The sequence below is a fragment of the Paenibacillus sp. V4I3 genome (assembly GCF_030817215.1).
Lineage (GTDB): Bacteria > Bacillota > Bacilli > Paenibacillales > NBRC-103111 > Paenibacillus_E.
The window spans coordinates 4,353,246-4,368,230 of the sequence record NZ_JAUSZA010000001.1; the positions used below are offsets into that span (position 1 = coordinate 4,353,246).

Consider the following 14,985-nt stretch of genomic DNA (forward strand, 5'->3'; position numbering starts at 1 on the left):
AGTAGCAAGTGATGAAGGAACAATCAAGGCTTACGCTGCAAGTTTTGGTTGAGCAAAAAAGTTAAGCATATGATTTCGAAGCCAGTTATCTGGCGAAAACTCTAAGGGGGAAGTCACTTCATGAAATGGTATCGCAGTAAGTGGTTCATTGTGATTGTTGCAGTAAGCGTTTGTGCAGGTGGTTCGTATGCTTACTTCGGTGGGAAAGGGAAGAAAGCAAAGGCTGCTGCTGTTAAAGAGGTGACGGTCGATGCCAAAAAAGGGAATATCCGCTTCTCCGTCTCTGGCACGGCACAGTTCGAGCCCAAGGATACACAAACGATTTCATCCACAGAAAATGCGAATATTAAATCCATTAATTTAACACGAAACCAAGCGGTTAAAGCTGGAGATGTGCTAATTGAACTAACGAGTACAAGCTTGGAAAGCGACTTGCAAGATGCCCAGCTGACTTATGAACAACTTGAGAAAGATTTGAATTCCTTACAGCAGCAGCAAGGATTAATGGGTGTTAAAGCACCTATTTCTGGTAAACTTACATACGCGAATAACATCGATTTAGGGTCGACAATCAATAAATCGACCAAAATTGCCACGATTGGTGATTTAAGTACATTAACCGTAACACTTCCATTCTTTGTGGAAGATGCTTCTCAGCTTCATAAGGGAGATCCGGTGGATATTACGTTAGATGGATTTATGATTACAAAAACAGGATCGATTCAAAGTATCTCCAAAGATCCAAAATCGGATGGAAAAGGCGGTAAACTGATCGACATCGAAGTTTCTGTCCCGAATGACAACTCCATGGATGCAGGAACGAATGTATCGGGTTCGGTTACTATCGGTGGGCGAACCATCGATTCACAAGGCAAGGGGGCCTTGGAGTATCTGAAGGTGACGACGATTTTGGCTGGAACGACGGGGAATATATCCAAATTGCCTTTCAAAACTGGGAACATGGTACATCAAGGAGATACGATCGCAACCTTCGCGAATGATACAATAGACGATGATATTCTGACGAAACAGTCTGCTCTTGAACGGCAGAAGCTTAAGGTAGACTCGGCTAAAGAGCAGGTGGATTCGCTCAAAATCGTTGCTCCCTTTGACGGCGTATTTTCAACCGACTTTGTGAATAAGAAAAATGATATTTTGAGTAATTTCAGGGTCGGCAGTAAGGTAACCAGTGGCACGCAGTTCGGAGCTGTTGCTAGCCTAGCGAAAATGCAGCTGCCCGTGCAAGTGGATGAGCTGGATTTACCCAATATTAAGACAGGGATGAAAGCTGAAATCAAGGTTGATTCTTACCCTGGACGCATATTCCCGGCTGAAGTGACGCAAATCTCTTCGGTGGGAACGACAACGAATGGCGTAACCTTCTATGATGTTGTCCTAGCCGCTGAAAATAAAGACAACATGTTGAAATATGGGATGACGGCAACTGGCGAAATTTTAATTCAAGATAAAAAAGACGTGATTTATTTACCGCCAGAAGCGCTGCAATCGCAAAAAGGGAAGCGTGTCGTTTCTTTGAAGAAAGCCGATGGTACGGTTGATAATGAACACGAGGTTAAAATTGGAATTCGCTCCAAAACGCAAATCGAAATCACCGAAGGTCTTAAAGAAGGCGATAAAGTTGTTCTGCCTGTCGTGAAGAGACAGCAGAATTTAAGCCAGGATGAAATTAATCGTTTGAGACAGCAGTTCCAGCAAAACGGTGGCGCTGGAGGCGCTGGTGGATTTGGTGGCGGTGCAGGTGGTGCTGGATTCCAAGGCGGAGCTGGTGGAGCAGGTGCAGGCGGTAACGGTGGTGCTGGGGGCAATACGGGAGCTACTCGGACTAACGGCGGTGGCGGTACCAGATAATACGGCCGGGAAAGGAGTTATTGCGGTATGAATATCATTGAACTGAAAGAGATTACCAAAACATATAAACGCGGGGAAGAAGATCTTCATGTTCTGCGCAGCATATCGCTTTCCGTTGCCGAGGGTGATTTTGTCGCCATTATCGGACCGAGTGGATCAGGGAAATCGACACTCATGAACACGATTGGATTATTGGATGTGCCTACGACTGGCAGTTATACGCTGGATGGCGTTGTGACCGAGAATATGGGTGATAATGCCCTTGCTGAACTGCGAAACCAGAAGATCGGCTTCATTTTCCAACAATTTAATTTATTGCCTCGTTTGTCAGCTATGGAAAATGTAGAGCTACCGATGATCTATGCTGGCATACCAAGGAAGGAACGGCGGGAGCGGGCTAACAACATGTTGAAGATGCTCGGGATGGGAGAGCGTGGTCATCATAAGCCGAGTGAACTATCAGGCGGCCAGCAGCAGCGTGTGGCCATCGCGCGGGCGCTTGCGATATCACCTTCGCTCATCTTAGCGGATGAACCAACCGGTGCGCTGGACTCCAGAACAGGCGAAGAAGTGTTGGAGTTAATCCTGCAGCTGAATGCGCAAGGTAATACCATCGTATTGATAACGCATGATCATCACATTGCCGACAATGCCAAACGTGTCGTTTCCCTTAAGGATGGCGTTATTATTGATGACTACCGGAATAACATTCAGATGAGCGCACAGCATGAGGTGAGCGTATGAAGCTAAGTGAACTCATTCGAATGTCGCTTCGTACGATCATATCGAGTCCGCTGCGAACATTTTTGACTATGCTAGGCGTCATTATTGGAGTGAGCTCAGTCGTAACCTTGGTATCGATAGGTCAAGGCACTTCAGAGCAAATCGCCAAGCAATACGAGAACATGGGGACGAATCTGCTTGTTGTCACCGCGACCGGGAACGGACGTGCAACGCAATTGAATTATGATGAGCTGATGAATTTCGAGAATTTTCCGGAGTTCCAGTCGATTGCGCCAACGATGACGAAGAATGGATCCAACGTTAAGTATGATCGTACGCAGGAGAAATACAACGTTATTGGAACGAACGATCGCTATTTTAACATTATCAAAGCAAATATTGACAAGGGGCGGAATCTCGCACCAGCTGATCTAGAGTTTCGCTCAAATGTCGCCATATTAGGTAGTGAAGTCGCTAAAACGTTCTTTGGTCAGTTAAACCCAGTAGGTGAAGATATCAATATCGACGGTGTCGTGTTCAATGTGATTGGAACTCTGAAAGAGAAGGGCTCCAATATTGGCGGAGCTTCCGTCGATAGTGCAGTGATTGTGCCTTTGGAAACAGCGAGACGACAATTTAAGTTGGGGCAAATTCGCACAACTTACGTCGAAGCACCGACGAAGGATGATATTTATACCGCTCAAGATACAATGAAGCAGTATTTGACGTACAAATTCAAAAGCGATACAGGCTTCGTCTTAACGAATCAGGATGAGCTGCTTAAAGCACGGACTGAAGCAACGAATACACTTACGAATCAGTTAGTGGCTGTTGCGCTAATCTCTTTACTCGTCGGTGGCATCGGAATCATGAATATTATGTTGGTTACGGTGAGTGAACGAACGCGTGAAATTGGGATTCGCAAATCGATTGGTGCCAAACGTCGAAATATTTTGCTGCAATTTCTGGTAGAAGCCGTCGTCATCAGCGGCATGGGCGGATTAATCGGACTTGCGTTAGGCATCGGTTTCTCGTATGCCCTGCCTTATTTCAGCCCGAAACAGACAACAAGCCTTTCCTTCGATATTGGTTTGTATTCCTTCTTATTTTCCGTTTTTGTCGGCGTTGTTTTTGGTTTGTATCCGGCAAATAAAGCTTCCAAATTGCGTCCTATTGACGCTTTGCGTTCTGATTGATGATATATGCTGATACTTACGATGCAAGTTTTTACTAAAGCAAAACTCAGTTGATGCTTACGAAGAAAGTTTTCTACAAAAACTCTTAGGAGGACTACCAGTGAATCAACAACGAAAGATGAAACGCTTGCTCAGCCGTTCGGCTTTATTACTAACCGCAGCAAGCTTCCTAACACTACCACTTGCTACATCGGCTTTCGCTGGGAAGGAAGGCGTGTTTCTCAGTGATTCTGTCTACTTTACTTTAGACAAGGTTACCTTGTCTGCCGGTGCTGAGGACGGCTCACTTCGTTTCTCATTAGGGCTGAACAATAACAGCAGCACTTCCGTAGATTTCAACAACTATGGCGTCAAAGTCATTGACGCGAACGGTGTATCTTACACCGCGAAACTAAGCGAGAAAGTAACAGCGCGTGTGAAAGCCGGAGAAACGGGAACCTTCAAGTTTACTTCTGAAATTCCTGCGGACCTGACTCCAGCTCAATTAAAGGTCGATATTTTCGAGTGGAACTATAATACAATGCAGGATGTTGGGGCTTTGTCCGTAGAAGCCGCGATGCAAGAATCGGGTCAGTCGGTGCTTCAACAAGCGGTTCTGAACTTGAAGGAACTTGACTCAACTTTCGCTGATGATGCGTTAGTTACCGCCCAATTAGGCAACAGCTACAAGGTTTATAAAGACGGTGCATGGATGGTATACACCGATCTTACGCTGGAAAATCTAAGCAGTTCAACAACCAAACTGCCAGATGGACTAGAAATGAATTTCCAAGATAGCAAAGGGCTGACTTATGGCGCTCAGTTTACTAAAGGGGCGGGTCTATCCTTGCTTCCGCAGCAGCCTGTTAAAGCCACCTTACAAGCAGCCGTCCCGGGATCGCTAGAAACGAACCGTTTGGCACTGCTTTTCTCGCCGAAAGGTAAAGTGAAGACAACGGTTTTGGGGTCTTTGAATGCAGAGAAGTCATTTGTTATTGGTAAAATCGGTGATCATACAGAGTATCCAAACTCAGATGTGAGCGGCTTGGCGATCTCAACTTCTTGGGCAGCAGCCAGTAAACAATCCGACGGGCTTCATTTGCAAGCGAATGTAACGTTAACAAATAATAGCGATGGCATTGTGACGATTCCGGACTTGTCTGCTGAGTTCCAAGCCCTTCGTGGCAGTGTGGCCGTGAGCTCTAGTGATAATGCAGTTCGCACGTCTTATTTATCACCGAATGAGTCAACGACATTCCGTTTCTCCGGCATTTTGCCTGCGGGACTGAACACAGATGCCCTGCAGTTGGTCGTACTTGAGAAACAGGAGGCCGCTGCTACGACGACACAACCAAGCAATGCGACTGGCACTACAGATACAAGCAGCAAACAAGCGTCAACCCTGCCAGTATCGGTTACGACACTTGCCGGAGCTGGAGATGGCGGAGAAGTTTCATCTTATGCCGCTGCGCAAGCGTATACGATCGGCACTCCGTTTAAGCTATCAGCAAGTAATCTCATTGACTCCAATATCGATCTCTCCCTTGTTGAGTTCGGGATGAGCGAGAACTCTGACTTCGGCTTCAAAACGGTTGTTGCCAAGTATAAGCTGACGAATAAAGGAACCTCATCATTAACGATTCCGGACTTCCAAACGGATCTGACCAGCGCTGAAGGCTACACCTATTCAGGTGTCCGGCAGTCGGCGGTCGCGAAGACCATTGCACCGAACACAAGCTATGTATTGAGTTATTCTTACCTATTGCCTGCTAGTGAGAAAGCTGATCAGCTTGCACTTAACGTTTACGATGCTAACCGCTTGGCAGTGGGTTCCTACAAAACGGCTATTCAACCCATACCAAGTACAGGCGCTGTATCCTTGTATCCATTCAGCATCGACTTGAAGGATTATTCTGTGAGTGCCACGTATAATAAAGATTCTTCCTATGGGTATCGCTTGCGTGTGGATCTGGATGTCAATAGGCAAGATCAGGTCATTACGGATGCAAACTTCTCAACACTTGATTTCGAGGTTGTTGACTCAGAAGGGCGCGTGCTTAGCTCGAAGTCGATGAGTTTTACAGGGCAGCAGAAGATTATGTCCGGCGTTCAATTTATTGATTTCGGCACGATCAAATCGGAACAATTGAGTTCTGATATAAGCATAAATCTGTACGAAGTAGTTGCAACACCGAATGGTGACGCCAAACGTTTAGTCAAAACGCTGAAAATGTAGCGTAAAGCTTAGATGAAAAATAAAAAGGTGCTTACCCGTAATAAGGGGTAGGCACCTTTTTATTGTTTTAGGAAATTAGGATCAATCCATTTTATATCCATCCGAGATCAAGTCGAGACGGCCTGTTTCCGGATCAATAATGAGACCGTGAACAGGTAGATTCTTAGGAAGTAAGGGATGGTTTCGTATGATGTTAACGCTTTTCTCAATCCCTTCCTGTACATGTTTGAACCCCGTCAACCAACGGGACAAGTCGATGCCGGAGTGGCCGAGTGTCTCTATAACGTCATCCGAAATACCGCGTTTTTTCGCATTGGCGATGACATCGGCGGAATTCAGTCCGGTCATCCCACAATCATAATGCCCGATGACGAATATTTCATCCGCTTCTAACTGGTAGACAGCGACGATAATACTCCGCATAACACTTCCGAAAGGATGAGAGACAATCGCTCCCGCATTTTTAATGATTTTGGCGTCACCATTTTGGAGATTCATGGCTTTGGGCAGCAGTTCGACCAGCCGCGTATCCATACAGGTAAGAACGACCATCCGTTTGTCTGGAAATTTCGTAGTCAAAAACTCTTGATACTGCATCGTTTCTACGAATTCCTTATTATAGTGCAAAATTTCGCTAATCAAAGACATGGTTTCCCTCCAGGTAAGTTGATGTGCTGCTTGTCTCTATTTTTAGCAGCTTTATCTTTTGTCGACTAAGCTCATACCCGCATTATAAATTTGATTATTACTCTTAAGTATATAGGATTTATGTCCTTCATGGTAGTCGATTTTCATGTTTTCTTCAAAAAAGATCTCATCCTTGGCTTTATAAATGAGCTTGAAAGTATCAGTTTCAGCGGTAAGATCATCATTATTTGCTTGGGAAACTAACCAAAGGGTAGGTACTCCGTTAACGGAGCAGCCGCAGTCTTCTGTATCAAAAACTAGCTTTAAGATAGCTTCATTCTGGTCAGAAGTAAATGGTGTCAATCTATGAATTGCTGTATCGGTAAACGTGATTTTCACAAAAGTCATCTCCTTCAAATGTTTGCACAAATAGGTTTCTTGCCTAAGCTTATTATTATTCTATCATACCCCAGCATAAATTTGATTCTGAGTAGGGGACGAAGTATGATAAAATAAGAAACTTTTGGGAGGAGATTAGAGCATGAGTGTGCAAGCAGCCCCAGCAAAGCTGGAATCTTTCAAGGCCTATGTCCGCAAAATGAAGCAGTACGAGGAGGCCATCGCCTTAATTTATTGGGATATGCGTACCGGGGCTCCAAAAAAAGGAATAGAAACTCGTTCTGAAGTCGTTGGAGAGCTATCTACCGAAGTTTTCCGTATGTCTACATCCGATGAGATGGGAAGTTATTTGGACTTTTTCATGCAGCCTTCCGAACTGGAGAAGCTAGATGCCATTTCCAAAAAAATGGTCGTAGAATGCAAAAAAGAATATGATCGCAGTAAAAAAATACCGGCCGAGAAATATCAGGCCTATGTCGTCCTTACCTCTCAAGCGGAATCCGCATGGGAAGATGCAAAGCATAACTCCGATTGGGATTCGTTCCAACCATATTTGGAGAAAATCGTAGCTACAACTCAAGAGTTTATCGAGCTGTGGGGCTACGAAGGCAATAAATACAACACCTTGCTAGATATGTATGAACCTGGGATGACAGTTGAGAAACTAAATGAAGTATTCGGTGCGCTGCGTGAAAAAGCGGTTCCCTTACTTCAACGTATTCAAGCTTCAGCCAATCAGCCTAATCGATCCTTTTTGGATCAACAATTTGAAATTAGCAAGCAGAAGAAGTTCTCACTTTCCATTTTGAAGCAAATGCAGTATGACTTTGAAGCGGGCCGACTAGATGAAACGGTGCATCCTTTCGCGACAGCGCTGAATCCAGGTGATGTTCGGATCACAACACGCTATTTGCCAAATGACATCACATCTGCTTTGTTCGGAACGATTCATGAGGGTGGACATGCACTGTATGAGCAAAACATTTCAAAAGACTTAGTTGGTACAAATCTGTGCACAGGCACATCGATGGGGATCCACGAGTCACAATCCCGCTTCTGGGAAAATGTAATCGGCCGCAGTAAAGCGTTCTGGGATCGCTACTATGGCGAGCTGCAAACGACGTTTAGCGGACAAATTGATGATGTGGATGTGGATTCCTTCTATCGCGCCATAAACCATATAGAGCCTTCATTAATCCGTATTGAAGCCGATGAATTAACTTACAACTTACATATTATGATTCGCTATGAGCTGGAAAAAGGGTTATTCAACGGTACAATTGCCGTAGCTGATCTGCCTAAAGCTTGGAATGCCAAATACGAAGAGTATTTGGGCGTGGTTCCTGCGAATGACGGCGAGGGTGTACTGCAGGATGTGCACTGGTCTGGCGGTGCATTTGGTTATTTCCCGTCCTATGCACTCGGTAATATGTACGCGGCGCAATTCACGCATACCCTTCGCAAAGAGCTTCCGAATTTCGATAGCTTGATTGCAGAAGGCAATCTGGTGCCGATCAAGGAATGGCTAACGGACAAAGTGTACCAACATGGTAAGCTTTTGACACCGAATGAAATCATTCGCGAAGTGACGGGTGAAGAGTTGAATCCCGAGTACCTGGTTCAATACTTGGAAGAGAAGTACCAAACGGTTTACGGTATTTAATTGATCTAAAGCAGCATCTTGAGGCAGGAATATTGCCTTAGGGTGCTGTTTTTTTATATGGTCTATTTGCCCCCTTTGAGTCTAAAATAGCTGCACAATTTGCAGGTAATTCTCTCCAAAGCACATTCGCACATAATTTTGAAGCACAAAATGCATATAGTGTGTAATCAAAAAAACAATATTAACCGACTTCTGGGCTCCTGCATAGGATACATTACTACTTTTATCGGAGGGACGTCCATGAACAATCGGAAAAGATGGGGATTCACATTATCCGCCGTCCTACTGCTCAGTGTAATCGTTTCGGCGTGCGGAACGAAAAGCGAAGAAACAACAAAGGTTCGAATTGGTGAAGTCACGCGATCTATCTTTTATGCACCGCAGTATGTGGCTTTATCGCAAGGGTTTTTCAAGGATGAAGGGCTAGATGTTGAATTGACCACCACACCAGGTGGCGACAAGACAATGACGGCCTTACTGTCAAACGCCATTGATGTAGCTTTAGTTGGATCGGAAACTTCGATCTACGTGTCTCAACAAGGCTCGGATGATCCGGTTATTAATTTTGCTCAGCTGACACAAACGGACGGTACCTTCCTAGTTGCTCGGAAGAAAGTCGATAAGTTCGACTGGAACTCGCTCAAAGGCTCTGTTTTCCTCGGTCAGCGAAAAGGCGGCATGCCTCAGATGGCAGGCGAATTCACGTTGAAGAAGCACAACATCAACCCACAAAAGGATCTCCAGCTCATTCAGAATATCGAATTTGCAAATATCGCATCCGCTTATGCATCGGGAACAGGGGAATATGTACAGCTCTTCGAACCGCAAGCTTCCATTATTGAAAAAGAAGGCAAGGGCTTCGTTATGGCTTCCTTCGGTGTGGAGAGCGGACACCTGCCTTACACGGTATTTATGACCAAACAAAGCTTCATGAAGGCAAACTCAAGTACCGTTCAGAAGTTCACGAATGCGGTACAACGTGCTCAGCTTTGGGTTGCAGCGAAAAGTGTCGATGAAATCACGAATGCGGTTTTGCCATATTTTAAAGATATCGATGTAGAAATTGTAAAAAGTGTTGTCAAGCGCTACAAGGATCAAGGATCATTCGCGACGGATGGCATTGTGGATGAACAAGAATGGAACAATTTGCTAGACGTGATGACTTCCGCCGGTGAGTTGAAAGAAAAGGTAGCTTGGAAAAAGCTAGTGAACAATACCTATGCAGAGAAAGCGAAATCGAACGTAAAACCATAGTAATCAGTATTAGGCATGTCGGTGAATCGAACAAGAGGGGAGTACCAACATGGATACAGCTGTGACTGTAAAAGACGTGACGCAAGTTTATGTTACCGAGGAGCGAGCTACACTTGCTGTCGAGCAAATCAATTTTGCCATTCAGCGGGGTGAATTCGTTAGTCTGATCGGTCCAAGCGGCTGTGGGAAGACGACTCTCTTGTCGATCATTGCCGGGCTCATTCGTCCGACAGTTGGTACTGTAACTGTTGCGGGAGGGATCGTAAATGGTCCATCGACAAGGGTGGGTTATATGCTTCAGCAGGATTATTTATTCCCATGGCGGACAATAGAAGATAATGCTTGTATGGGCTTGGAAATTACAGGAACGTTAACCAAAGAGAAGAAACAGGGTGTGCTTCATTTATTGGATGAGATGGGGCTGCTCGGCTTCAAAGATTATTATCCCGCTCAGCTATCCGGGGGCATGCGTCAGCGAGTCGCATTAGTACGAACATTAGCAACAGAGCCTGAACTGCTCCTGTTGGATGAACCGTTTTCTGCGCTCGATTATCAAACCAAGCTTCAGTTGGAGGATTTGGTTGTAGAGACTCTTCGTGCGAAGAAGAAAACAGCTCTTCTCGTGACTCATGATATCTCAGAGGCAATTGCGATGAGTGATCGTATTATTGTGCTGGATCCTAATCCGGGTCGAATTCGCAAAGAATTTATAATTTCGCAGGAAATTCGGTCTTCCGTCCCTCTCGCAGCGCGGGAACTTCCCGATTTCCATGTACTCTTTCGATTGATTTGGCAGGAGTTTGGGGGCGTGCATCATGAGTGATGGTCAGCAGCAGGCGCGTCTCAACGAAAATGCGGACGATACGCTTATAAATCAAGTTCATCAGCAATTTTTAGCTGCAAGGAAAAAGAAAACGAACTATATAAGGCTTGTTCAACTAGCCATCCTACTGATGTTTTTTTCCTTCTGGGAAATGGCTGCCCGATTAAAATGGATCGATGTGCTGCTTTTTAGTTATCCAACGAAAGTTTTTAAGCTGCTCTGGGATAAACTCCTTGATGGCAGCCTCCTCCCGCATGTGGGCGTAACGGTCGTTGAAACCATTATCGGCTTTGTGTTAGGCACTTTGTTCGGTACGGCGTTAGCTGTTGTGATTTGGTGGTCGCCGTTTCTCTCCCGCGTGCTTGATCCTTATATTGTCGTGCTGAATAGTATGCCTAAAGTAGCGCTTGGACCGTTATTTATCGTAGGTTTGGGTCCAGGCTTGCTATCGATTATTGCAACTACGCTATCGATAACAGTTATAATCACAACCCTAGTCGTGTACGGGAGCTTCAAAGAGGTGGACCAGAACTATGTGAAGGTCGTCACTTTATTTGGGGGTAATCAGCGAAAAGTGTTCTTAAAGGCCATTCTACCCGCATCATTCCCCGCCATCGTCTCGACTTTGAAAGTGAATGTAGGCTTGGCATGGATCGGTGTAATCGTAGGCGAATTCCTTGTATCGCAAATGGGTCTTGGTTATTTGATTATATACGGCTTTCAAGTATTTAATTTTACGCTGGTTATCTCTACCTTGTTCGTCATTGCGATTGTGGCTACAGTCATGTATCAAATTGTGTCCAATTTGGAAAAAAGAATGACAAAACATCGATAAGGCTTGCCACTTTTTGCCCAAAATGAAATAATGAGCCCATAGTTAAAACCAACAAAGAGGTGAAAAAGCTATGGGCTTTCGTGTGCTCAAAACAGCGCTAGCAGTCGTTATAGCGATGTATCTAGCTCACGTATTCGAGATAAAATCGCCTGCCGCAGCTGGACTTCTTGCTATTCTAGGTATAGAAGTGACGAAGAAAAAAGGGATTCGAAGTGCACTTCATCGGATCGGAGCTTCCATGCTCGCGCTTCTTACAGGCTCTCTACTTTTTATGGTATTGGGGTTCCATGTGTGGGTTGTCGGTATATTCATCCTCGTCGTGTTTCCCATCCTGCATCGGCTGCGGATTACAGAGGGTGCTGTGACCGGGGCCGTTGTTATGCTGCATCTCTTCGCCTATGAAACTGCCGGGTGGACGGCGGTTCTGAATGAAATGCATCTTCTGCTCATTGGATTGGGTACAGCGACACTCATCAATATTGCCTACATGCCTAAGACAGATAAAGCGATCGAGGCGCATAAGCAAAAAATCGAGGCGCTATTCTCGGATATTTTCGTGAACATGGCTAAGCATTTGAGAGACAATACAGTTGTGTGGGATGGCAAGGAGCTTTTGGAAGTAAGTGAAGAGATTGATCAAGGCGCAGGGCTTGCTAAACGAACTATGGAGAATACACTCATTTTCGGAGGAGACCCCTACTTGCAGGTATATTTTTTTATGAGGGGTGAGCAGTTGGAGTCGATCCACCGGATGATCGATCTCGTTGCCCAAGTGTATCAAACTTTGCCGCAGGGGGAGTGGGTGGCAGCGATTCTTGAAGATATTAGTCAAACTGTTAAGGAAGACTACTATACTGGTGATGCGGAGAAAGAATTGCAAGTTCTGGATGCTCGTTATAAACAACTGCCGTTGCCGGAAAGTCGAGAAGAATTCGAGGTGAGATCTGCCATTTTACAGCTTAACAGGGAGCTTATGCAATATTTATCTATAGCCAGAAAGCAAAAAAAACAGCGCCCAGAGGCGGGTTGACTCTTAAAGATATGAGTATTTTTATATCGTAAAAATAATATAAAATAATTGTCACTCTAGACTGCTGTCCTGCATACACTTGTAATGAATGATTGTATGGAGGAGGTTGAAAGGATGTCATTAGATAAAGATTTGCAAAGCAGAGAGATCATTACAAAAGCTGTCTGCGGTAAAGGTCGCAAATTTTCGCATGTAAGTCATACCGTGACTCCGCCCTTTTCTCCGACCAGTATATTGGGCGCTTGGATTATTAATAACCAATTCGAGGCGATCCAATCCGGAGATGGCGTAGAGGTAGTTGGTACTTATGATATCAACATCTGGTATTCTTACGATCGTAACACCAAAACAGATGTAGCAAAAGAAACCGTTTCTTATGTAGAAATTGTTGGACTAAGTTATCTGGACAAAAAACATAGGCCAACAACTGCTGAAGTATCTGCTGTCGCAACGCAAGAGCCGAACTGTGTGGAAGCAAGTATCTCTTCTAGCGGCGACAGCGTAGTCATTCGGGTGGAACGGGAGTTCCAAGTTGAGTTGGTCGCTGAAACGAAAGTCTTCGTCATTGTTAGCCCCTACGGCCCCAATGACTTCGACGACAAACATGTAGATTTCGATGACAACGGCGATGGAGATTTCGAGGATCTGGACGCCGATCTGCTTGAGGACGAATTGGATTAAGGAATCCTATACGCCAGTGTATGCAGGTGAAAGAGGTTCGGCAGAGGGCATTTGCCCTCTTTTTTGTTTTATTTTAATAAATGGGCAGATTGATCAGATGCAAGGACTGTGAGGATGGAATGAGAACGGAGAAGGGGCAAAATGGATGGAAACATTCTTACTGCACGCACAGGAAAAAGAGGCGCTGGAGCTAGCGAATCTCATCCGCATACCCAGTGGTTCAAGGCTGCCGGTCGATTGGCGAGGCCAGGTCATCATTCATTGGGGAGCTGCTCATGATGAGTGGCCGCTGAAGCCGGCGCTGCAGCCGATCAGGGCGATTCTTAGGGCTCAGATGCGTTTGAAGCGGGAAGAACTGCTCCATTTGCACGGCATCAAGACTGTAGCTTGGCATAATGGCCGAAGTGCAAAGGATGAGCGATTGGCATTCACACATAAATATAAGGTAGCTGTATTTCATTTGCAGACATTGGTTGTTTATGAGAAGAAGGAGACGCTTCTGTTGTCGGAGAAAGCTCTCTATGATCAAAGACAATTAAATGCCAGTTCGGCTTACATAGAAATTACGCCAGATCGTGCCAATTTTCATGTCCGAAGGGCTAGCCGTGAGTCTATAAAAGCTGTCTATGCGCTCGGCCTAGACTATGGCCTTGTCACCATAGGTGTATTGCCTAGCGGGCACACCTTGGTATTGGATGTGGATCCCGTTCCGAAGCTGAACGGGAAGCTGGCACAGGTGTTCGCGGAGGCGATCGATCGCTATGAGATCGCCATCGCGAAGGAGCTGCGGCGCAAGGAGCGGGCGATGCTCGGCAGCGATCCCGAGTTCCTGCTGCTCAGCCCGCAGGGCAAGGTCGTCTTCGCCGACCGCTTCCTGACGCGGGACGGCGAGGTCGGCTGCGATGCCGTCGTACTCAGCGGGCATCGCGTGATCCTGCCGCTGGCGGAGCTGCGCCCGCAGCCAAGCACAGACCCGCGCGAGCTGGCGAGGAACCTGCGATCTACGATGCAGCTCGCCGCGCGGAAGATCGACGACGAGAGCCTCGCTTGGCTCTCGGGCGGCATGCCGGTGGGGGGCTACCCCCTGGGCGGACATATCCACTTCAGCCGATGCTGGCTGAATGGGCATTTATTGCGCGCGCTCGATAACTACCTCGCGCTGCCCTTGATCTTGATCGAGGGCGATACGACACGGGAGCGCCGCCCTCGGTACGGCTTCCTTGGCGACTTCCGCAAGAAGTCGCACGGGGGCTTCGAGTACCGCACCCTGCCGAGCTGGATGCAGTCGCCTGAGATCACGCGCGGTGTGTTCGCGCTAGCCTCGCTCATTGCTGACAACTACTGGCTGCTGCCTAGGCAGCCCTTGCAGGATCCGGATATTCAAGCGGCCTACTATCGTGGGGATAAGCAGCGGCTTCAAGCCACGGTTGAGAAGCTTTGGCAGGATCTTGAGCAGTTGAAGGGCTATGACCTATTCGCCGCCGTTTTGGAACGTCTCCGAGTAAGAATCATGTCAATGGAGCCCTGGAACGAAAGAGCTGATTTTCGCAAAGCTTGGAAAATTGCACCCTACCATCGTAAAGAAGCTTTTGAAGAACAAATCATGTTATAATAGTGTATCTATAAGAGATTTGAAATGGTTTTAATCTGTGCATGGGAATTCACGTTTC

General features: G+C 46.1%; 13 protein-coding genes. 11 read left to right on the top strand and 2 right to left on the bottom strand.

Going from position 1 to position 14,985, the window contains the following annotated elements:
• Nucleotides 1-120 precede the first annotated feature (120 nt).
• The 4 genes from QFZ77_RS19855 (at nucleotide 121) to QFZ77_RS19870 (ending at nucleotide 6,003) form a co-directional block, all read left to right on the top strand.
• On the top strand, nucleotides 121-1,869 hold the full coding sequence (locus QFZ77_RS19855; protein ID WP_307442069.1) for an efflux RND transporter periplasmic adaptor subunit: 1,749 nt from the start codon (nucleotides 121-123) through the stop codon (nucleotides 1,867-1,869).
• Between the two features lie 27 nt (nucleotides 1,870-1,896).
• On the top strand, nucleotides 1,897-2,613 hold the full coding sequence (locus QFZ77_RS19860; RefSeq protein ID WP_216625563.1) for an ABC transporter ATP-binding protein: 717 nt from the start codon (nucleotides 1,897-1,899) through the stop codon (nucleotides 2,611-2,613).
• On the top strand, nucleotides 2,610-3,788 hold the full coding sequence (locus QFZ77_RS19865; protein WP_307442070.1) for an ABC transporter permease: 1,179 nt from the start codon (nucleotides 2,610-2,612) through the stop codon (nucleotides 3,786-3,788). Before QFZ77_RS19860 ends, QFZ77_RS19865 begins: the two co-directional genes overlap by 4 nt.
• 100 nt (nucleotides 3,789-3,888) lie before the next feature.
• Nucleotides 3,889-6,003 carry a hypothetical protein gene (locus QFZ77_RS19870; RefSeq protein WP_307442071.1) on the top strand — a complete coding sequence of 705 codons (2,115 nt, stop codon included), beginning with the start codon at nucleotides 3,889-3,891 and terminating at the stop codon, nucleotides 6,001-6,003.
• 81 nt (nucleotides 6,004-6,084) lie between these two features.
• Here the strand turns inward: QFZ77_RS19870 and QFZ77_RS19875 are convergent, their stop codons facing one another.
• Nucleotides 6,085-6,651: a beta-class carbonic anhydrase gene (locus tag QFZ77_RS19875; protein WP_307442072.1), complete on the bottom strand. Its 567-nt coding sequence runs from the start codon at nucleotides 6,649-6,651 to the stop codon at nucleotides 6,085-6,087.
• A gap of 51 nt (nucleotides 6,652-6,702) precedes the next feature.
• Nucleotides 6,703-7,029, bottom strand: coding sequence for an iron-sulfur cluster biosynthesis family protein (locus QFZ77_RS19880; RefSeq protein ID WP_307442074.1), 327 nt, complete (start codon nucleotides 7,027-7,029; stop codon nucleotides 6,703-6,705).
• A gap of 142 nt (nucleotides 7,030-7,171) precedes the next feature.
• Between QFZ77_RS19880 and QFZ77_RS19885 the strand changes: the two genes are divergently transcribed.
• From QFZ77_RS19885 to QFZ77_RS19915, 7 genes are all read left to right on the top strand, one after another.
• A complete protein-coding gene (locus tag QFZ77_RS19885; RefSeq protein WP_307442076.1) occupies nucleotides 7,172-8,692 on the top strand; it encodes a carboxypeptidase M32 in 1,521 nt (506 codons plus the stop codon).
• 240 nt (nucleotides 8,693-8,932) lie between these two features.
• Entirely contained in the window at nucleotides 8,933-9,946 is a 1,014-nt protein-coding gene (locus QFZ77_RS19890; RefSeq protein WP_307442078.1) for an ABC transporter substrate-binding protein, read from the top strand.
• 49 nt (nucleotides 9,947-9,995) lie between these two features.
• Nucleotides 9,996-10,769, top strand: a complete 774-nt coding sequence (locus QFZ77_RS19895) for an ABC transporter ATP-binding protein (RefSeq protein ID WP_307442079.1) — start codon at nucleotides 9,996-9,998, stop codon at nucleotides 10,767-10,769.
• A complete protein-coding gene (locus QFZ77_RS19900) occupies nucleotides 10,762-11,604 on the top strand; it encodes an ABC transporter permease (protein WP_307442080.1) in 843 nt (280 codons plus the stop codon). The genes QFZ77_RS19895 and QFZ77_RS19900 overlap by 8 nt, the downstream gene beginning before the upstream one ends.
• Nucleotides 11,605-11,674: 70 nt before the next feature.
• Nucleotides 11,675-12,634, top strand: a complete 960-nt coding sequence (locus QFZ77_RS19905; protein ID WP_307442081.1) for an aromatic acid exporter family protein — start codon at nucleotides 11,675-11,677, stop codon at nucleotides 12,632-12,634.
• A 114-nt stretch (nucleotides 12,635-12,748) separates the two neighbouring features.
• Nucleotides 12,749-13,315: an outer spore coat protein CotE gene (gene cotE / locus QFZ77_RS19910; RefSeq protein WP_307442083.1), complete on the top strand. Its 567-nt coding sequence runs from the start codon at nucleotides 12,749-12,751 to the stop codon at nucleotides 13,313-13,315.
• A 145-nt stretch (nucleotides 13,316-13,460) separates the two neighbouring features.
• Nucleotides 13,461-14,927, top strand: a complete 1,467-nt coding sequence (locus tag QFZ77_RS19915; protein WP_307442085.1) for a putative amidoligase domain-containing protein — start codon at nucleotides 13,461-13,463, stop codon at nucleotides 14,925-14,927.
• The last annotated feature ends 58 nt before the right edge of the window (nucleotides 14,928-14,985 follow it).